At 64.5% G+C, this 17,123-nt stretch carries 20 protein-coding genes and 2 tRNA genes; 15 read left to right on the top strand and 7 right to left on the bottom strand.

The window, feature by feature from the left end:
- Nucleotides 1-27: 27 nt before the first annotated feature.
- From rapZ to CJO11_RS12850, 5 genes are all read left to right on the top strand, one after another.
- A complete protein-coding gene (rapZ, locus tag CJO11_RS12870; protein ID WP_095013067.1) occupies nucleotides 28-951 on the top strand; it encodes an RNase adapter RapZ in 924 nt (307 codons plus the stop codon).
- Nucleotides 952-1,027: 76 nt separating this feature from the next.
- The gene (locus CJO11_RS12865) at nucleotides 1,028-1,459 is read left to right on the top strand and encodes a PTS sugar transporter subunit IIA (protein ID WP_095013066.1); all 432 of its coding nucleotides are present in this window, start codon (nucleotides 1,028-1,030) and stop codon (nucleotides 1,457-1,459) included.
- Complete coding sequence (locus CJO11_RS12860; protein WP_095013065.1) at nucleotides 1,456-1,734, top strand: HPr family phosphocarrier protein; 279 nt, start codon at nucleotides 1,456-1,458, stop codon at nucleotides 1,732-1,734. Before CJO11_RS12865 ends, CJO11_RS12860 begins: the two co-directional genes overlap by 4 nt.
- A complete protein-coding gene (locus tag CJO11_RS12855; RefSeq protein ID WP_095013064.1) occupies nucleotides 1,734-2,555 on the top strand; it encodes a TrmH family RNA methyltransferase in 822 nt (273 codons plus the stop codon). Before CJO11_RS12860 ends, CJO11_RS12855 begins: the two co-directional genes overlap by 1 nt.
- A 154-nt stretch (nucleotides 2,556-2,709) precedes the next feature.
- Nucleotides 2,710-3,807 (top strand): NMCC_0638 family (lipo)protein, encoded by a 1,098-nt coding sequence (locus CJO11_RS12850; RefSeq protein ID WP_150125035.1) that lies wholly within the window; start codon nucleotides 2,710-2,712, stop codon nucleotides 3,805-3,807.
- Between the two features lie 86 nt (nucleotides 3,808-3,893).
- Here CJO11_RS12850 and CJO11_RS12845 read toward each other — a convergent pair whose 3' ends face one another.
- From CJO11_RS12845 to recR, 4 genes are all read right to left on the bottom strand, one after another.
- Nucleotides 3,894-4,649 (bottom strand): hypothetical protein, encoded by a 756-nt coding sequence (locus CJO11_RS12845; protein ID WP_095013062.1) that lies wholly within the window; start codon nucleotides 4,647-4,649, stop codon nucleotides 3,894-3,896.
- A gap of 16 nt (nucleotides 4,650-4,665) precedes the next feature.
- A complete protein-coding gene (locus CJO11_RS12840; RefSeq protein WP_095013061.1) occupies nucleotides 4,666-6,000 on the bottom strand; it encodes a DNA recombination protein RmuC in 1,335 nt (444 codons plus the stop codon).
- A gap of 69 nt (nucleotides 6,001-6,069) precedes the next feature.
- Nucleotides 6,070-6,636 carry a peptide deformylase gene (gene def, locus CJO11_RS12835; RefSeq protein ID WP_095013060.1) on the bottom strand — a complete coding sequence of 189 codons (567 nt, stop codon included), beginning with the start codon at nucleotides 6,634-6,636 and terminating at the stop codon, nucleotides 6,070-6,072.
- Between the two features lie 75 nt (nucleotides 6,637-6,711).
- Nucleotides 6,712-7,308: a recombination mediator RecR gene (gene recR, locus CJO11_RS12830; protein WP_095013059.1), complete on the bottom strand. Its 597-nt coding sequence runs from the start codon at nucleotides 7,306-7,308 to the stop codon at nucleotides 6,712-6,714.
- Between the two features lie 63 nt (nucleotides 7,309-7,371).
- On the opposite strand from recR, the gene fmt reads away from it, so the two are divergent.
- Together fmt and truA are read left to right on the top strand one after the other, a co-directional pair.
- Nucleotides 7,372-8,277 carry a methionyl-tRNA formyltransferase gene (gene fmt / locus CJO11_RS12825; RefSeq protein ID WP_095013058.1) on the top strand — a complete coding sequence of 302 codons (906 nt, stop codon included), beginning with the start codon at nucleotides 7,372-7,374 and terminating at the stop codon, nucleotides 8,275-8,277.
- Nucleotides 8,278-8,359: 82 nt separating this feature from the next.
- Nucleotides 8,360-9,100: a tRNA pseudouridine(38-40) synthase TruA gene (gene truA, locus CJO11_RS12820; protein WP_095013057.1), complete on the top strand. Its 741-nt coding sequence runs from the start codon at nucleotides 8,360-8,362 to the stop codon at nucleotides 9,098-9,100.
- Between the two features lie 143 nt (nucleotides 9,101-9,243).
- Here the strand turns inward: truA and CJO11_RS12815 are convergent, their stop codons facing one another.
- Nucleotides 9,244-9,528, bottom strand: coding sequence for a GIY-YIG nuclease family protein (locus CJO11_RS12815; protein WP_095013056.1), 285 nt, complete (start codon nucleotides 9,526-9,528; stop codon nucleotides 9,244-9,246).
- Between the two features lie 148 nt (nucleotides 9,529-9,676).
- Between CJO11_RS12815 and CJO11_RS12810 the strand changes: the two genes are divergently transcribed.
- The 4 genes from CJO11_RS12810 (at nucleotide 9,677) to CJO11_RS12795 (ending at nucleotide 12,388) form a co-directional block, all read left to right on the top strand.
- Entirely contained in the window at nucleotides 9,677-10,111 is a 435-nt protein-coding gene (locus tag CJO11_RS12810; protein WP_095013055.1) for a type II 3-dehydroquinate dehydratase, read from the top strand.
- A 96-nt stretch (nucleotides 10,112-10,207) separates the two neighbouring features.
- Complete coding sequence (gene accB / locus CJO11_RS12805; RefSeq protein WP_095013054.1) at nucleotides 10,208-10,705, top strand: acetyl-CoA carboxylase biotin carboxyl carrier protein; 498 nt, start codon at nucleotides 10,208-10,210, stop codon at nucleotides 10,703-10,705.
- 16 nt (nucleotides 10,706-10,721) lie between these two features.
- Nucleotides 10,722-12,068 (top strand): acetyl-CoA carboxylase biotin carboxylase subunit, encoded by a 1,347-nt coding sequence (gene accC / locus CJO11_RS12800; RefSeq protein WP_095013053.1) that lies wholly within the window; start codon nucleotides 10,722-10,724, stop codon nucleotides 12,066-12,068.
- A gap of 74 nt (nucleotides 12,069-12,142) precedes the next feature.
- The gene (locus CJO11_RS12795) at nucleotides 12,143-12,388 is read left to right on the top strand and encodes a hypothetical protein (protein ID WP_169829200.1); all 246 of its coding nucleotides are present in this window, start codon (nucleotides 12,143-12,145) and stop codon (nucleotides 12,386-12,388) included.
- 39 nt (nucleotides 12,389-12,427) lie between these two features.
- Here CJO11_RS12795 and CJO11_RS12790 read toward each other — a convergent pair whose 3' ends face one another.
- Nucleotides 12,428-12,892 carry an Lrp/AsnC family transcriptional regulator gene (locus CJO11_RS12790; protein WP_095013051.1) on the bottom strand — a complete coding sequence of 155 codons (465 nt, stop codon included), beginning with the start codon at nucleotides 12,890-12,892 and terminating at the stop codon, nucleotides 12,428-12,430.
- Between the two features lie 253 nt (nucleotides 12,893-13,145).
- Here CJO11_RS12790 and CJO11_RS12785 point away from each other — a divergent pair, with 253 nt between their 5' ends.
- The 4 genes from CJO11_RS12785 (at nucleotide 13,146) to CJO11_RS12770 (ending at nucleotide 16,090) form a co-directional block, all read left to right on the top strand.
- A complete protein-coding gene (locus tag CJO11_RS12785) occupies nucleotides 13,146-14,828 on the top strand; it encodes a histidine kinase dimerization/phospho-acceptor domain-containing protein (RefSeq protein ID WP_095013050.1) in 1,683 nt (560 codons plus the stop codon).
- 28 nt (nucleotides 14,829-14,856) lie between these two features.
- Complete coding sequence (locus CJO11_RS12780) at nucleotides 14,857-15,876, top strand: polysaccharide deacetylase family protein (protein WP_240504500.1); 1,020 nt, start codon at nucleotides 14,857-14,859, stop codon at nucleotides 15,874-15,876.
- 40 nt (nucleotides 15,877-15,916) lie between these two features.
- Nucleotides 15,917-15,992 (top strand) — tRNA-Ile (locus CJO11_RS12775).
- 21 nt (nucleotides 15,993-16,013) lie between these two features.
- Nucleotides 16,014-16,090, top strand: a tRNA-Pro gene (locus tag CJO11_RS12770).
- A gap of 83 nt (nucleotides 16,091-16,173) precedes the next feature.
- On the opposite strand, the gene CJO11_RS12765 is transcribed toward CJO11_RS12770, so the two are convergent.
- Entirely contained in the window at nucleotides 16,174-17,112 is a 939-nt protein-coding gene (locus tag CJO11_RS12765; RefSeq protein WP_095013409.1) for an MBL fold metallo-hydrolase, read from the bottom strand.
- Nucleotides 17,113-17,123 lie beyond the last annotated feature (11 nt).

Here is a 17,123-nt window from a genome sequence, read left to right as displayed (position 1 = left end):
GCGGGTTGGATCAGAATGCCGCCTGGGATGGGAACCGATTCGACACTCGAAGCACCTCGCCAGGAGGTCATGCTGGTCACCGGCCTGTCCGGGGCCGGCAAGACGACCGCACTGCGCGTGCTCGAGGACTTGGGATGGGAAGCGATCGACAACTTCCCGATCCGAATGCTCGACCGCCTGATCGGCGGGGAATCGGAGGAGCAGGGCCACGCGAAACTGGCGATCGGGTTCGATTCGCGTACGCGAGGGTTCGTCCCATCCGACATCATCGAGCGGGTGAAGGAGCTCGATGCACGCAGCGACCTCGCGCTCAGCACGCTGTTCCTCGATTGCAGCGGAGCGGAGCTCGAGCGACGGTACAACGAGACCCGGCGGCGGCACCCGATGGCGCAGGGCCGCCCGGTAATCGAAGCGATCCGGGCCGAACGCGAGTTGCTCGCGCCGCTCAGGCGCTGGGCCGACATGGTGATCGATACCTCGGCGCTGACCAGCAACGACCTGCAACAGGCAGTGCGCGATCGGTTCGCCAAGGCTCCGACGGCCGACCTGTCGGTTACGATTTCGAGCTTCGGTTTCGCCCGCGGGATGCCACCATTGTCGGACCTGGTGTTCGATATGCGGTTCCTCGACAATCCGCACTGGATCGACGAACTGCGCGAGAAGACCGGGCTCGATCCCGAGGTTTCCGCGCACATCGCCGCCGATCCCGCGTGGGGAGAGGCATTTACGAAGATTCGCGATCTCGTACTGCTGTTGCTCCCGCTCTACGCCGCGCAGGGCAAGGCCTACGTCAACCTCGCGTTCGGCTGCACCGGCGGACGGCACCGATCGGTCCATACTGCAGAGGCCATCGCGCAGGCCTTGCGCGAAAACGGATTTTCGCCCACTGTCATCCACCGCAACCTGGGATCGCGCGCGGCCGACATGCTCGAAGGCACGCCGCAACCGTGACGGTCCCCATCGGCACCAACCGGGCGCACTTCGGTGAGCCCCAACGGACAGCACCGAAGCAACCCAGGCCACACGCATGATCGGAATGATCCTGGTAACCCATGGCCACCTGGCCGAGGAGTTCGTCAGTGCAATGGAGCACGTCGTCGGCCCGCAGGAAGCGGTCGCGACGATCTGCATCGGACCGCACGACGATATGGAGCAACGCCGCCGCGAGATCGCCGACGCGATCAAACAGGTCGACAGCGGCCAGGGGGCGATCATCCTCACCGATTTGTTCGGCGGCACGCCGTCGAACCTCGCCATCTCGCTGCTCGACGCGGGCCGTGTGGAAGTCGTCGCGGGGATCAACCTGCCGATGCTGATTCGGCTCGCCGGTGCACGCAAGGAAATGGGCGTGATCGATGCCGTCTCCGCCGCGCGCGATGCGGGCAAGAGCTACATCACTATCGCTTCCGAGTTTCTGGGCGACAATTGCAAGGGCGCTGCCCGGAAGGCGTCTCGATGAGCGAGGTGCGGCGTAGCTGCACGATCATCAACCAGCGGGGCCTCCACGCCCGTGCGAGTGCCAAGTTCGTCAATGCGGTGAGCGAAGTGCCCGAAGGCTGCATTGTGAAAGTAGCGAAGGACGGCAACGAGACCGCCGGAGGATCGATCCTCGGTTTGATGATGCTCGGCGCGGCCAAGGGCGACACGATCGAACTGATCGTAGCTGGCGATCAATCGGAGGCCGTGCTGGAGCAGCTGTGCGAGCTGGTCTGCAGCGGGTTCGGCGAGGACTGATGGCCCCCGGCACGCGCCGCACGATCACCGGCTTTTCCAATCCCACCGTCAAAGCGCTGCGTAGCCTGCGCGACAAGAAGCACCGCAAGCGCGAAGGCAGGTTCCTGACTGAAGGCTTGCGCTTGCTGACCGACGCGCGCGAATGCGGCCGCCTGCCCGAAACGCTGGTAATGGCGACCGGGCGCGAACCGCACCCGTTGCTCGATGCGCTGGAGGCGGACGTGCTGTCCGCGGGAGGTGAAGTGATCGAGACCGGCAGCGAGATCCTCGCCAAGATTACCGGGAAGGACAATCCGCAAGCGGTGGCCGGGGTATTCGCCGAATTCGATACTTCGCTCGACGCGCTCGACCGCTCGGTATCGCCGATCTGGCTGGTGGCGCAGGCGCTGCGCGATCCCGGAAACCTCGGCACGATGCTGCGCACCGGCGACGCGGTGGGTGCCGGCGGGCTGATCCTGATCGACGATTGCGCCGACCCGTTCTCGGTCGAGGCGGTGCGCGCGAGCATGGGGGCGGTGTTCACCCAAGCGATCGCGCAAGCCCGGTGGGACGATTTCATCGCATGGTTACGGCGCGGCAAAGGCCAGCTCGTCGCCGCTTCCCTGCGCGACGCGGTGCCCTATCGCGGCGCACCCTACGCCGCGCCGTGCTTCATTCTCGTCGGCAACGAATCGCGTGGTCTGCCCGAGGAATACGAAGCTGCCTGCGACCTGCGGGTAACGATGCCGATGCGCGGTCGGGCGGACAGCCTCAACGCAGCCGTCGCGAGCGCAGTGCTGGCATATGAAGTGCTGGCGTGTCTGGAGCGATACCCGGGTTGATCGATTGTCGCCGGCCGCAATGCGAGGGCAAGAAACTGCCAGTCTGCTGACGAACCGGTTGTGGGTGTTCAGGCGACCATCCGATCCAGACCAAATGGGATTGCCAGAATACCCAGGTGGACCTACGAGATGACTGGGCTGATTGGAGGGGAGAATGAAGGCATTTGTCGGTGTATGCGTTACGATACTTGGCCTCTTCGTATTTCATTCGGCAGCAACAGCGGCAGGTATAACTTACGATTGCGACACAGCTGCGGATCATTTTTCTGAACTGAACCTGCCCACTGTCGGCGTTCCGTTCACTGTCTCCGGGAACGTCCAGCTAAACGCGCTCGCTGGAAGCAAGAAATATGCGGCAGTGGCTCGCCTTCAAATCACTTCATCCGCTGCGCCGGGGCATTCTCCAGACGTTTTTGCAGGGTTTTCGATCTCGGCACTGCCCGCAGATCCAAAGAAAACGCCGTCTGGATTGCCGGCAATTCAAATGCTCAGCTACAACGTCAACGGCAAGGACGACGAGATAATCCCGCTTTCGATGATGACAAAGCCGGGCACCGTTCAGCCTTTCACACTTTCCTATGACAGCAAAAATGTAACCGTGAGCCTCGGCAAGGACACAAAGAGCTTCCGCTTGAAAGCTGTTGAACCGGTTGTGCGGATTGTGTGTTCGACCGGAGAATTCCTGTTCACCGATCTCACGATAAGATCACAGGGAACCGCCGCGAGCTCGAATAGTGCGGATGAGAAATTATCGCGCATGGCAGCCCTGTATAAGGAGCTCTGCCTTGGTGCCTTTCCGGATGACAAAGCGGTCGAAGCCCTCTTGTCAACGAAGAATGCACAGGAACTCACCCCGGAACAGGTGAAAATCACGATGCGCGACGATCCAGCCCGTGGTTGGAAGCTGCAAGACGGAACGACGACTGTCTGGCTTGAATTTCCTCCCTATCATGCATGTTCCGTCCGCTGGAATGCGCCGCAGATCGGGGATCTTAGCTCATACCGAACTATCGCTTCAAATTACGAAGATGCGCTCGGCGGATTCTATCCGACTGACCCGCTGGATGCCGACCAAGGTGACATTCACATTCACGCCGTTGGCGAGCAGCGGACACTTGCCGATAAAGGTTCGGAAAGCCTGCTCTTCTTCGCGCAGAGTATCCACAATGAGAAGCGACGTGCCGCGGGAGAGACCGGCTTCTCACTTCGTTTCGTCCACCAGTTCGCTCCTCCAGATCGCGGAGTGGAGTAACTGAGGCCGATCTTAGTCGAGCGTCCGCCCTCCCTTTGCGGAGGTAAATCTACCAGAACCGAACACCCCAAATCGGGCAAGCGCCGTCACGAATTCGGATCGTTGCCCGCGCTCAGGCTGGTGAAGCTCCACTTGCCGTTGCGGCTCGAAGCGACCAGCCGGTAGTCGTTGAGGCTGCGCAGCTTGTCGGTAGCGATGAACCCAGTGGTGCCGTCGCTGGTGGTGATCTTCTGGTACTTGTCCTCGGGCTGCAGGCTACCGTCGAGCGTGACGATATCCCACGAAATATCCTCGGTATCCTTGGACTTCGCCTCCGCGTCGGAATGGATCGGCACCTTTTCGCCCACCACCATCATCGCGGTGGTCGCATCAACCGATGACAGGTCCTGCGTTTCGAACCACGGCAACGTGATACCGCCCTGCGCGTTGACCCCGCAGCCGAGCGCCATCAGCTTGTCGAACTCGTCCCACAGGCTCCAGTCGTGCTTGGAAAGCTCGGCGCGCAGTTGGCCTGTCCCGCTGCCGCCGCCGAAGTTGAGCTGCACGTCGGACGCTGCCAGCGCGGCCAGCATATCGGTGTTGCGCGCCTTCACCGCTGCGCGCAGCTGGGTCAGGAAGGCCTCTGCACCGGGCGTGTTCTGGCACTCGTCGCGCGGAGCATAGGCGCCTTCGGCCAGCTTGGGCGCCGGGGTCGGGCTCGATCCGTCGACCTTGCTGACGATGCTGTCGGCGGCCTGCTTGATCTTGTCCGAAGGGGCATTCTGCTGGCTGCACCCTGCAAGCGCCGCGGCAAGGGCGGATGCGGCAACGATGGTGGCGACCTTGTCGAGTGCAATCCTCATGCGCGGTCCCTAGCGTTCAATCGCCCCGCGATTCAACCAATTCTTCGCCGTCCGGTTCCGCTACGGCATCGTCGCTTGCGGTATAGCGCGGCGCGGCTTCGACGAGCGGCACTTCGTCGATCTCTGCCTTGCCGATCTCGATACCCTTTTCCGCCAACCGCTTGCCCGATGACAGCACGTTGCGCTCGAAGCTGCCGACGAACTTGTTGTAATTGTTGACCGCGGTTTCCAGCCCTCCTCCAACGCGCTTCAGGTGATCCGCAGCCACCCGCAGCCGGTCGTAAAGCTCAGCTCCCATCTTGCCGATCTCCTGCGCTTCGCGCGCCAACCCATCCTGCCGCCAGACCTGCGCGACGGTGCGCGCGATCGCTACCAGGTTGGTAGGAGTCGCCAGCAACACCCTCTTGTCAAAGGCAAAGTTCCACAACTCGGGATCGTGTTCGAGCGCGGCAGCGACGAAATGTTCGCCCGGAACAAACATCACTACGTAGTCCGGCGCTTCCTCGAACTGGCTTTGGTAGCTCTTGGCACCCAGCGTCTGCACATGGTTGCGCATCGAACGCACGTGATCGCTCATCGCCCGCGCCCGCGTCTCTTCGTTGTCGGCTTCGAAGGCTTCCTGGTAGGCATTGAGCGAAACCTTGGAATCGATCACCAGCATCTTGCCGCCGGGAATGCGCACGATCGCATCGGGGCGCAAACGGCCGTCCTCGGTTTCGATCGAGTGCTCCATCATGAAGTCGGTATGTTCGGCGAGACCGCATTGCTCGAGCAGGTTCTGCAGCGCCCGCTCGCCCCACCGTCCGCGCGCCTTGGGTGCGTTGGTGAGCGAATTGCCCAGCCGCTGCGCCTCGCGCCGCACGGCTTCCTGCCCCTGCCGCATCTGTTCGATCACGCCGGAGAGCTGGCCGAACGCATCGACGCGTTTCGCTTCCAGCGCGCCGACCTGCTCCTCGTACGCCTTGAGCCGCGCACCGACCGGCTCGAGCAGCGCCTTGATCGCTTCCTTGTTGGTCTTCTCGGCGTGGCCCAGCCGCTCGTTCGCTTCGCGCGCGAGCCGCTCCTGCGCTTTGGTCAGCACTTCGTCGCCCGCGAGCTTGAACTGCGCCAGCATCTCCTCGCGCGCTTCCTTCATCGCCGCGATCTGCTTGTCGAAATTCTCGGCGTTGGCCTTGAGTGTCGCGAGCTCGATCTGCGCATCGCCCAGATCCTTGATCGCAGCCTTGAACTCGCCCTCGCGCTCGGTGAGCGAAGCCTTGAGGGCAGCAGCGGGCCGCGAGCCAACGAACCAGCCGAGTGCCAGTCCGGCAATCAGAACGAGGAAGATCAGGAAAATTGCCGTAGTGTCCATTTGGCCACCCTAGGCGGAACGGAGAGGGAACGCCAGCCTCGCAGGCGCGATTTCAACCGTCAGCAAAAATTACGCCGCTTCACGCAGTTTCTTGAGCTTCTTGAGCGCCATGTTGCGTTTGAGGCGGCTCAAGTGGTCGATGAACAGGATGCCCTCGAGGTGGTCCATCTCGTGCTGGATGCAGGTGGCCATCAGGCCTTCCATGTCCTCTTCGTGGGTTTCCCCTTCGAGGTCCTGATAGCGCACGCGGCAAGTCGCCGGGCGATCGACGTCGGCATAGATCTCGGGGACCGAGAGGCAGCCTTCCTGGTAGGTCGCCAGCTCTTCCGCCGGATCGAGGATTTCGGGATTCACGAACACCCGCGGCTCGCGCTTGGTCGGCTGGTGGGTGTGCTGGTGCCCGCCGTGGTTGCACACTTCGGGTTCGGCATCGGGGTCTTCGGGCTGGAGGTCGATCACCAGCACCCGCTTGGGTACGCCGACCTGGATCGCGGCAAGGCCGATGCCGGGCGCATCGTACATCGTCTCGAACATGTCGGACACGAGCTCGCGCAACTCGTCGTCGAACGCGGTGACGGGGGTCGATACAGTCTTGAGCCGGGGGTCCGGCACTTCGAGGATTTCGCGGATAGCCATGCTTGTCAGATAGTCGCAGCAGGGAGAATGTTCAACGCGATTGGCGCTATGCCCATTCGGATACGCGTGATCGGCTCACCCCACCGGCCGACGCGCCCTGAGCGCCTGGGCCAAAGTGCCTTCGTCGAGGTAGTCGAGCTCGCCGCCCACCGGCAGCCCGTGCGCCAGCTGGGTGATGCGCACCGGGAAGGCCTCCAGCCGCTCGGCGATGTAGTGCGCGGTGGTCTGCCCTTCCAGCGTGGCGTTCATCGCCAGCACCACCTCGTCGATCCCGCCCCCCTCGACCCGCGCGAGCAGCGAGGCGATGTTGAGATCCTCGGGCCGCACCCCGTCGAGCGCGGAGAGCTTGCCGCCGAGCACGTGGTAGCGCCCGGTGAACAGCTTCGCACGGTCGAGCGCCCAAAGGTCGGCCACGTCCTCCACCACGCACAGGCTGCGCTGGTCGCGGCGCGGATCGGCGCATACGCCACACGGGTCCTGCGTATCGACATTGCCGCAGGTTCCGCATTCGACGAGCTTGTCCTGCACCTCCAGCAAGGCGCTGACGATCTGGCGCAGCGCGGTCTCGCGCCGTTTGACCAGCCACAGCACCGCCCGCCGTGCCGAACGCGGGCCGAGGCCGGGCAGGCGCGCCAATGCGGATGCCAGCGTCTCGATCTCTTGCGATGCCATAAGCGCGGAGATAGGGCCTGCCCCGCTTGAACGAAAGGTAGCCGCACGGCTTATGCGCCCAAAATGCGAATAGTCTTCATGGGAACGCCGGACTTCGCGGTGCCGACGCTCGCCGCGCTGCACGAGGCGGGGCATACGCTGGTGGCCGTCTATACCCAGCCGCCGCGGCGCGCCGGGCGCGGCAAGAAGCTGCAACCCAGCCCCGTCCAGCGCGCGGCGGAGATCCGCCATATCCCGGTGTTCTCGCCCGCCTCGCTCAAGTCTGCCGAAGCGCAGGCGGAATTCGCGTCGCACGAGGCAGACGTGGCAGTAGTGGCCGCTTACGGCCTGATCCTGCCGCAAGCGGTGCTCGATGCACCCAGGCACGGCTGCCTCAATGTCCACGCCAGCCTGTTGCCGCACTGGCGCGGCGCGGCACCGATCCAGCGTTCGATCCTTGCAGGTGACACGGTGACCGGGGTGACGATCATGCAGATGGAGGCCGGGCTCGATACCGGGCCGATGCTCGCCACCGCCCGCACCCCGGTGGAAGACAAGACCGCCGGCGAACTGACCGAAGAACTGGCCGAGATCGGCGCGCAGCTGATGGTCGGCACGCTCGAAGACCTAGCCATGCTCCATGCGGTTCCGCAGGATGACGCCGAAGCGAGCTACGCGCCCAAGATCGACAAAGCCGAAGCGAAGATCGACTGGACCGCCAGCGCCGAAGCGATCGAGCGTCAGGTGCGCGCCTTCGCCCCGTTCCCCGGTGCGTGGTTCGAATTGGATGGCGAGCGGATCAAGGTGCTGAAGGCGCAGGTCATCGCGCGCGAGGGCAAGCGCGGCACCACGCTCGACGACCAAATCACGATCGCGTGCGGCAACGCCGCGCTGCGCCCGGTCCGCATCCAGCGCGCGGGCAAGCCGGCGATGGATACCGAGGCTTTCCTGCGCGGCAAGCCGGTCCCTGCCGGAGTTGTCGTCGGATGATCCCCGTTCGGTTCGAGCGCAGTCGAGAACCGTCGAGCGAGGTGTCTCGACTACGCTCGACACGAACGGTTGGGGGCGTGGCGTGACCCGTTTCGCTCTGACCCTCGAATTCGACGGCACGCCGTTCATGGGGCTGCAGCGCCAGCCGCACGGGCCGAGCGTGCAGGAATCTGTCGAGCGCGCGGTGCAGGCGGTGACAAGCGAGGAGGCGACGCTCGCCGCGGCAGGGCGAACCGACACCGGGGTCCACGCGCGGGCGATGCGTGCCCATGTCGATATCGCCAAGGAGATCGACGCTTTCCGCCTGATGGAGGCACTGAACGCACACTTGCGGCCCGACCCGATCGCAGTGCTCGCGTGCGACGTGGTTCCGGACGACTGGCATGCGCGGTTTTCGTGTATCGGGCGGGAGTACGAATACCGCATCGCCAACCGCCGCGCGCCGCTGACGCTTGATCTGAACCGGGCGTGGCAAGTGGCGCGCCCGCTCGATGCAGACGCCATGCACGATGCTGCACAGGCGCTCGTCGGCCAGCACGATTTCACGACTTTCCGTTCGGTCCAGTGCCAGGCGAAAAGCCCGGTCAAGACGCTCGACCGGCTCACCGTGCGGCGCGAAGGCGAGCAGGTGATCGTCGAGGCCGCCGCGCGCAGCTTCCTCCACCACCAGGTCCGCTCGATGGTCGGTTGCCTCGTGCTGGTCGGGCTCGGCCGGTGGAAAGTCGAACGCGTGGCCGAAGCGCTCGCAGCCAAGAACCGGCAAGCCCTCGGCCTCAACGCCCCGCCGCACGGGCTCTACTTCATGGCGGCGCGCTATCCGTAAGGATTGAGAATCGCGGGGCCGTCACCTGGTTTGGGAGGTCTGATGTTGGTCCTAAAGAGATTTTTGGTCGAATGTCTGGAATGGGGTGGAAAGCGGACGCTAGCCCCACCCGTCATCCCAGCGAAAGCTGGGATCGCTGTCCGTTAGAGCAGATGCCCGAAGAGATCACCCCAGCCCGGATTGGCTTTTTCGATGAGTTCGATCTTCCATGCTCGCTTCCACGCCTTCATGGCCTTTTCCCGGCTGATCGCCTCAACGATGTTGGTGTGGGATTCGGCGCAGACCAGTCGATCCAGCCCATAACGGCGGCAGAAAGCAGACCCCTTACCTGTCCGATGCTGCATTACGCGGGCAGGCAAATCTGCCGTCACGCCGATATAGAGCACCCCGCCGCGTCTGTTTGTCATAATGTAAACCCAGCCACCCATTCCAGCCAGCTAGCACGGGGACGATAGTGATCCCAGCTTTCGCTGGGATGACGGACGTTAGCAGCACAAAGTCCGCAATCGGGCCGTAAGCTGACCGTCAGCTGCCCAGCCACTTCCCCCATCCCGCCCTTCCCGCTAATCCCGCCGTATGACCGACACTGTCTATGTCCTCAACGGGCCCAACCTCAACCTGCTCGGGCTGCGCGAGCCGGAAATCTATGGTTCCGATACGTTCGACGATATCGCCGGGATGCTCGAGGACCGGGCGCGCGAGCTGGGGCTGGAGGTCGACGTGCGCCAGTCCAACCACGAAGGGCACCTGGTCGACTGGCTGCATGAAGCGCAGGCAGAAGGCGCGAAGGCAGTGCTGCTCAACGCCGGGGCCTATACCCACACCTCGATCGCACTGCTCGATGCGATCCGATCGATCAAGACCCCGGTGATCGAGGTCCACCTGTCGGATCCGGCGACGCGCGAGAAATTCCGGCATATTTCCTATGTCGGAATGGCGGCAGTCGATGAGGTGAAGGGTCTCGGCGCGCGGAGCTATATCGTCGCTCTCGAGAAGGCAGCCGCGCTCTAGAGGGGCCTGCCCCACTCTGGCCGCAATCGACGGCCACCCCTTGCCAGCCCGCGCGCTTGCGAATAGGCGGGCGGCGGACGCAACAAGAGGCACACAATGGCCGAAACCAAGGGCTCGCCTTCGCGTACGCGGGGCATGAACGTCGATACCAAGCTGGTGCGCGAGCTGGCAGAGCTGCTCGCCGAGACCGGACTCACCGAAATCGAAGTCGAAGACGGCGACCGCAAGGTGCGTGTGGCGCGCGGCGGCGTGGCGGCTATGGCTGCCCCTGTCGCAATGCCGGCACCGGCAGCGGCTCCCGCCCCGGCGACTACCGCTCCCGCCGCGCCCGAACCGGCTGCGGCGGCACCGGCCGAAGTGGTTGGCGCGCTCAAGTCGCCGATGGTCGGCACGGTCTATCTCTCGGCCGAACCGGGCGCCGCACCGTTCGTGACGGTCGGTGACAGCGTTAAGCAAGGCGATACCGTGCTGATCGTCGAAGCGATGAAAGTGATGAATCCGATCACCGCCGACAAGGCCGGCACGATCCAGGCGATCCTGGTCGAGAACGCGCAGCCGGTCGAATTCGACCAGCCGCTCGTCGTCATCGGCTGAGGGGCCAGGCGCTCACATGGCTATTTCGCGTATCCTGATTGCCAATCGCGGCGAAATTGCGCTGCGCATCCACCGCGCGGCGCACGAAATGGGGATCGAGACGGTCGCGGTCCATTCCACCGCCGATGCCGATGCGATGCACGTGCGGCTGGCAGACCACGCGGTGTGCATCGGCCCGCCGCCCGCCGCCGACAGCTATCTCAACGTCGCGGCGATCATATCAGCTGCGGAAATCTCCGATGCCGATGCGGTCCACCCGGGCTACGGTTTCCTGTCCGAAAACGCCAAGTTCGCCGAAATCGTCGAGGCGCACGGGCTCAAGTGGATCGGACCCAAGCCCGAACACATCCGCACGATGGGCGACAAGGTGGAAGCCAAGCGCACCGCTGGCGCGCTGGGCCTGCCGCTCGTGCCTGGCAGCGATGGCGCTGTATCTGATGTCGAGGAAGCGAAGAAAATCGCCGCCGAAATCGGCTATCCGGTGATCATCAAGGCTGCCAGCGGTGGCGGTGGCCGAGGGATGAAGGTATGCGAGAGCGAGGATACGCTCGAAACGCTGATGAAGCAGGCGGGCAGCGAGGCCAAGGCCGCGTTCGGCGATGCCACGGTCTATATCGAAAAGTACCTTGGCAACCCGCGCCACATCGAATTCCAGGTGTTCGGCGACGGCGAAGGCAACGCGATTCATCTGGGCGAGCGCGACTGTTCGCTCCAGCGCCGCCACCAGAAGGTGCTCGAGGAAGCCCCCTCCCCCGTCATCACACCCGAAGAGCGCGCGCGGATGGGGGGCATCTGCGCCAAGGCGATGGCCGACATGGGTTATCGCGGGGCAGGCACGATCGAGTTCCTGTGGGAAGACGGCGGGTTCTACTTCATCGAAATGAACACCCGCCTGCAGGTGGAACACCCGGTGACCGAAGCGATCACCGGGGTCGACCTGGTGCGCGAGCAGATCCGCGTCGCCGACGGCAAGCCGCTGTCGGTCGAACAGGACGAACTGCGCTTCACCGGCCACGCGATCGAGTGCCGGATCAACGCCGAAGACCCGTTCACCTTCGCCCCTAGCCCCGGCCTGGTGGATTACTACCATGCCCCGGGCGGGATGCATGTGCGCGTCGATTCAGGGCTTTACGCAGGCTACCGCATACCTCCCTATTACGATTCGATGATCGCCAAGCTGATCGTTTACGGCCGCACGCGCGAAGGGTGCATCATGCGCCTCAAGCGCGCGCTGGAGGAGATGGTGGTACAAGGGGTGAAGACCTCGATTCCTTTGCACCAGGAACTGCTCCGGCAGCCTGATGTGTTGAGCGGCGACTATTCGATCAAGTGGCTCGAAGAGTGGCTCAAGGAGCGGGGTTGATCGGTTAAGGGGTACCCCTGACGCTCCAATTGCACTCTTGTCATACTCGGCGCACAATTCCCCGCTTGAGGGGGATGCGAATCATGGAAAACCACGGAGCGCTGGTCGGCTGGACGCACCAGGACCTCGGCAACAGGGTGCTGCTGTGCGTCGAAAGCGTGCGGACACCCGAAGACGCGAAGAACCACTCGCCCGACGTCACCCGCGTCCTGATGACCAAGAAGCAGGCAGCAGTGCTCGGCGATTTCCTGCTCGGATTGTCCGGCGAGAGCCGACCCGATCGCGGAGATCGCGGAATGCTGAAGCGGCTATTCGGCTGATTTGGGGATCGCTTCGGCCGCGGATTCCCGCGCGATTACCTATTCCAGCGGCACGCCCGGTTCGTGCTTCGCCGTGCGGATCGTCAGCGAAGTTTTGACGCTTTCCACGTTGGGCGCGGGCGTCAGCTTGCTGGTGAGGAATTCCTGGAAGCTCTGCAGGTCGCGGCTGACGACCTTGAGGATGAAGTCGATTTCGCCGTTGAGCATGTGCACTTCACGCACTTCGGGCAAGTCGCGCATCGCGGCCTCGAATTCGCGCAGTGAATTTTCTGCCTGGCTCTTGAGGCTGACCATCGCGAACACCGTGATCGCAAAACCCAGCTTCGACGCGTCGAGATCGGCGTGATACCCGCGGATGACCCCGTCTTCCTCCAGCGCGCGCACTCGGCGCAGGCATGGCGGAGCAGTCAGGCCGACGCGGGTAGCGAGCTCGACATTGGTCACCCGCCCTTCGCTCTGCAGTTCGGAGAGCAATTTGCGGTCGATATCGTCCAGGTTGGCCATTGCCGTGCCCCCGCAGGAAACCCTATCCAGCTTTGCGGCCTGCACCCAGCAAAGCAACGATTGCCGCGCAGAATCGCCCTTGCGGCTAATATTATTGTTTCTGCCAGCAATTGTCCCGCTTTGCAACGCAGCCCGCACTGCCGATTCCGCAGGTTCGTGGGCCTGTTAGAAGCACCCGTGCGAAGGCGCGCGAGCGCCGCCGCCGATTCAGCGCAGGGCCCGTGGGCCCATTTGGAGAGTTTTAAGCAAGCCGATGCAGATCGACGACCGCCTTGCCACCGTGTTGCGCCACCGCGCCGCGGGCGAGCGTGCGGCGCGAACACAGTATCGCCAGCTGCTCGACTTGCTCGGCGCGCGTCGCACGACCGGAGACGAGAGCCTGCTGGCCGCCGCCTGGCTGCGGCTGGCGGCACTCGGTGAAACGATCGCAGTGTCCGACCGCGCGACGATGATCCGCGAACCGGGCCTGCGCTTCCGCAATCCCGAACTGGTGATGCACCTGGCCGACGACGAGCCGGAGATTGCCGCTGCCGCGCTCGGCGTGGCCCAACTTTCAGCAGACGACTGGGAGGCGGTGATCCCCCGCCTTCCGGTTCGTGCCCGCGGCTTCCTGCGCCTGCGCCGCGATTTGCCCGCGCCGACGATGGAGCTGCTCGAACGGCTCGGGGTGCGCGACCGTGGCCTGCCGAGCCCCGACCTGCCGGTCGAACCCGAGGTCGAACTCGATCATGGCCCCGCGCGCCCGATCGCAGCGAACGACCTAATCGACGAACGTGCTGCGGAACCCGAAGCAGAGGCAGAGGACAGCGAGATCGGCGCACTGGTCCGCCGCATCGAGAGCTTCCGCAAGAGCCGCCCGACCCGCCAGCCGAGCGGGGACTCGCCGCGCTTGCCGCTCGGCGATCGGAGCGAACCGATCCGCGCCCCGCTCGCCGGATTCGCCTTCACCACCGATGCCGAAGGGCGGATCGATTGGGCGGAAGCCGGTGTTGCGCCGATGGTCGTCGGGGCGACCCTGCCGCCGGCACGCGACGCCGCCCGCCGAGATCGCCAACCGCTGCGCCACTTCGCGCTGAGCTGGGACGGCGCGCCGCAAGTCGCGGGCCAATGGATCGTCGATGCGACGCCGCGATTCACCGATCCGGGCGGCCATTTCTACGGTTACGCGGGGCGCTTCCGCCGCCCGCCCGAAACACCGACGGTATCGCACCCTCGACAGGGAGATCGCAGCGCGGACCTGATGCGCCAGCTCCTCCACGAGCTGAAGACCCCGGTCAATGCGATCCAGGGATTTGCCGAAGTGATCCAGCAACAGCTGTTCGGGCCGACTCCGCACGAATACCGCGCGCTGGCGGCAGCGATTGCCGGCGATGCCGCACGGATGCTTGCCGGGTTCGACGAACTCGACCGGCTGGCCAAACTCGAGAGCGGTGCGCTTGCGCTCGAAGATGGTGAGAGCGACTTCGCGGCGATCCTCTCGCGCCTCGCCGCGCAGCTGCAGGAAGTGCTGAGGGCCCGCAACGCAGGCTTCGTGCTGACCCTGCCCGAAACCGGCGGCGTGAAGGTGCCGATTGCACCCACCGAGGCAGAAGCGCTCGCATGGCGGCTGCTGGCGACACTCACCGGATCGATCGGCGCAGGCGAACAGATCGCGCTGTCGCTCGAATGCTCCAACGGCACCGCCACGCTCGATTGCGCCCTGCCCGCAGCACTTGCCGCGCGCGACGACGTGTTCGCCGACGGGACCCGGGCATCGGGCGCAGTCAGCGCCGGTATGTTCGGTGTCGGCTTTGCGTTGCGTTTGGCGCGGGCCGAAGCGCGCGCGGCTGGTGGCGATCTTGTGAGCGAGCGCGGCCAGCTACTGCTCCGGCTCCCGTGCTTGACCAAGACCAAGCCCGCCCCTAGCGACATTGCCGACGAAGCGGTGTCCGGCTGAAGGGCAATCGCGGCAGCGGGGCCAGCGCTTGAGCGAGCGTCCGATCACACAACCGCCCGGCGCAGGGCGCAAAGCCGATCTCGGCAAGGACTTCGGCCAACGCTCGCTGCTGACGGTCGATACGGAGGAAGAATTCGACTGGAACGGCCCGTTCACGCGCGATCGGCACGGTGTCGAACATGTCCCGCATATCGCCCGGTTCCAGCAGATGTGCGAAGCGATGGGCGTGGTCCCCACCTACCTCGTCGACTGGCCGATCGTGCAAGCACCGGCAGCGATTGAGCTGCTCGGCGGAGCGGTAAAGGCCGGGAAGGCTGAAGTCGGCATCCAGCTGCACCCGTGGGTCAACCCGCCGTTCGAAGAAGAGGTCAACGAGCGCAATTCATATGTCGGCAACCTGCCGCCCGCGCTCGAACGCGACAAGTTCCTGCGCCTGCGCGACGCGATTGCCGAGAACTTCGGTACTCAGCCGCTGATCTACCGCGCGGGCCGCTATGGCCTCGGCCCCGAAACCGCGCGGCTGATGCGCGATGCGGGGGTGTCGGTCGACAGCTCGGTGCGCGCCAACTTTGACTATCGCGGCGGGTACGGGCCGAACTACGCCGATCACCCGCTGGTCCCTTACTGGGTCGAAGGTGGAGAGCGAGACCTGCTCGAGCTGCCGCTGACGACGGTTTACTGGGGCCTGCTGCGGCGACAAGGGCGGTTGCTCAACCCGCTGTTAGACCGAATCCCGCGCGGACGCGGCGTGTTCTCGCGGCTCGGGCTGCTCGAGCGGATTGCTCTGACGCCCGAAGGGGTGACCGCCGAAGAGGCGCTGCGCGGGATCGACATGGCGCTCGACGACGGGCTGCCGTTGCTGGTGCTGAGCTTCCATTCGCCCTCGCTCGCGGTCGGCCACACCCCCTACGTGCGGAGCGAAGCCGACCTTGAACGATTCTACGACTGGTTCGAGCGGATCTACACCTACCTGGAGATGCGCGCGGTCGCACCGACGACCGTCGCCGAGATTGCCGCAGCGGCGGGCCTCAGAGACGCTTGCCAGTAGCACCCGCGCAGGCTACCGCGCGCGCTCCGGCACCGGCGAAGGGCCTGTAGCTCAGCGGTTAGAGCTGGCCGCTCATAACGGCTAGGTCGCGGGTTCGAATCCTGCCGGGCCCACCATCGGGCCGGACGGCACACGGTCGGGGAGTAGCGCAGTCTGGTAGCGCGCCTGCTTTGGGAGCAGGATGTCGCAGGTTCGAATCCTGTCTCCCCGACCAATCCGCCGTGGTTTGCAACCCATTTCTCAATCTGCCGGGACTCCGATCTATCGACGGAGCGCCGGATAGCGCGGCTACGGCGTTCAGGCGCCTGTGAGCGGGATCTTGAGGTAGCGCGTGCCGTTGTCTTCCGGCTCCGGGAAATGCCCCGCACGCATATTGACCTGGATCGAAGGCAGGATCAGTCGCGGCATCCCCAATCCCTTGTCGCGCGTCTCGCGCATCTCGACAAAATCGTCCTCGCTCACTCCGTCGGCCGCGTGGACATTGCCCTTGCGCTCCCCTGCGACGGTAGTCTCCCACGCATAGTGGTCGCGGCCGGGTGCCTTGTAGTCGTGGCAGAGAAACAGCCGGCTCTCGCCGGGAAGCGACAACAGACGCCGGATCGAACGATAGAGCTCGCGCGCATCGCCGCCCGGGAAATCCGCCCGCGCGGTGCCATAATCGGGCATGAACATCGTGTCGCCGGTGAACACTGCATCGCCGATCACATATGCGACATCCGCCGGGGTATGGCCGGGGACGTGCAGCACCACCGCCTCGAGCTCGCCGATACGGAAGGTGTCGCCATCACCAAACAGCCGGTCGAACTGCGATCCATCGCGCGCAAATGCTTGGCCCTCGTTGAAAGTGACGCCGAAGGTGCGCTGGACCTCGGTGATGTCCTGGCCGATCGCAATCGTGCCGCCGAGCTGGTCTTGCAGGTAAGGTGCAGCAGACAAGTGATCGGCATGGGCGTGCGTTTCGAGCAACCATGCGACAGTCAGGCCGTTTTCCCGCACATAGGCGATCACTTGATCAGCCGAAGCGTGGGAAACCGCGCCCGCCGCGGGATCGTAGTCGAGCACGGAGTCGATTATCGCCGCCGTGAAGGTCGCGGGATCGTGCACGACGTGGGTGGCAGTAAACGTCGCTTCGTCGAAGAAGGTTGCGACAACGGGTGCTGCCGCAGCGCCTGCAAGTGCGCTGCGGGTTACCTCGGAAGCCCGTTCGAGAGCAGTATCTCGAGCCTTGTCGGCCATCATCGCATTCC

Source organism: Tsuneonella mangrovi, assembly GCF_002269345.1.
GTDB classification, from domain to species: Bacteria; Pseudomonadota; Alphaproteobacteria; order Sphingomonadales; family Sphingomonadaceae; genus Tsuneonella; species Tsuneonella mangrovi.
This window is presented reverse-complemented; position numbering and strand designations above follow the sequence as displayed.

What these genes read in the sequence shown, in the direction of transcription:
- CJO11_RS12815 (WP_095013056.1), bottom strand. Translation starts at nt 9,528, where the DNA reads ATGGGTGGCTGGGTTTACATTATGACAAACAGACGCGGCGGGGTGCTC.
- CJO11_RS12845 (WP_095013062.1), bottom strand. Translation starts at nt 4,649, where the DNA reads ATGAGGATTGCACTCGACAAGGTCGCCACCATCGTTGCCGCATCCGCC.
- def (WP_095013060.1), bottom strand. Translation starts at nt 6,636, where the DNA reads ATGGCTATCCGCGAAATCCTCGAAGTGCCGGACCCCCGGCTCAAGACT.
- rapZ (WP_095013067.1), top strand. Translation starts at nt 28, where the DNA reads ATGGGAACCGATTCGACACTCGAAGCACCTCGCCAGGAGGTCATGCTG.
- recR (WP_095013059.1), bottom strand. Translation starts at nt 7,308, where the DNA reads ATGGCATCGCAAGAGATCGAGACGCTGGCATCCGCATTGGCGCGCCTG.
- fmt (WP_095013058.1), top strand. Translation starts at nt 7,372, where the DNA reads ATGCGAATAGTCTTCATGGGAACGCCGGACTTCGCGGTGCCGACGCTC.
- CJO11_RS12810 (WP_095013055.1), top strand. Translation starts at nt 9,677, where the DNA reads ATGACCGACACTGTCTATGTCCTCAACGGGCCCAACCTCAACCTGCTC.
- CJO11_RS12855 (WP_095013064.1), top strand. Translation starts at nt 1,734, where the DNA reads ATGGCCCCCGGCACGCGCCGCACGATCACCGGCTTTTCCAATCCCACC.
- CJO11_RS12785 (WP_095013050.1), top strand. Translation starts at nt 13,146, where the DNA reads ATGCAGATCGACGACCGCCTTGCCACCGTGTTGCGCCACCGCGCCGCG.
- accC (WP_095013053.1), top strand. Translation starts at nt 10,722, where the DNA reads ATGGCTATTTCGCGTATCCTGATTGCCAATCGCGGCGAAATTGCGCTG.
- CJO11_RS12865 (WP_095013066.1), top strand. Translation starts at nt 1,028, where the DNA reads ATGATCGGAATGATCCTGGTAACCCATGGCCACCTGGCCGAGGAGTTC.
- CJO11_RS12795 (WP_169829200.1), top strand. Translation starts at nt 12,143, where the DNA reads ATGCGAATCATGGAAAACCACGGAGCGCTGGTCGGCTGGACGCACCAG.
- accB (WP_095013054.1), top strand. Translation starts at nt 10,208, where the DNA reads ATGGCCGAAACCAAGGGCTCGCCTTCGCGTACGCGGGGCATGAACGTC.
- CJO11_RS12790 (WP_095013051.1), bottom strand. Translation starts at nt 12,892, where the DNA reads ATGGCCAACCTGGACGATATCGACCGCAAATTGCTCTCCGAACTGCAG.
- CJO11_RS12850 (WP_150125035.1), top strand. Translation starts at nt 2,710, where the DNA reads ATGAAGGCATTTGTCGGTGTATGCGTTACGATACTTGGCCTCTTCGTA.
- CJO11_RS12840 (WP_095013061.1), bottom strand. Translation starts at nt 6,000, where the DNA reads ATGGACACTACGGCAATTTTCCTGATCTTCCTCGTTCTGATTGCCGGA.
- CJO11_RS12860 (WP_095013065.1), top strand. Translation starts at nt 1,456, where the DNA reads ATGAGCGAGGTGCGGCGTAGCTGCACGATCATCAACCAGCGGGGCCTC.
- CJO11_RS12765 (WP_095013409.1), bottom strand. Translation starts at nt 17,112, where the DNA reads ATGGCCGACAAGGCTCGAGATACTGCTCTCGAACGGGCTTCCGAGGTA.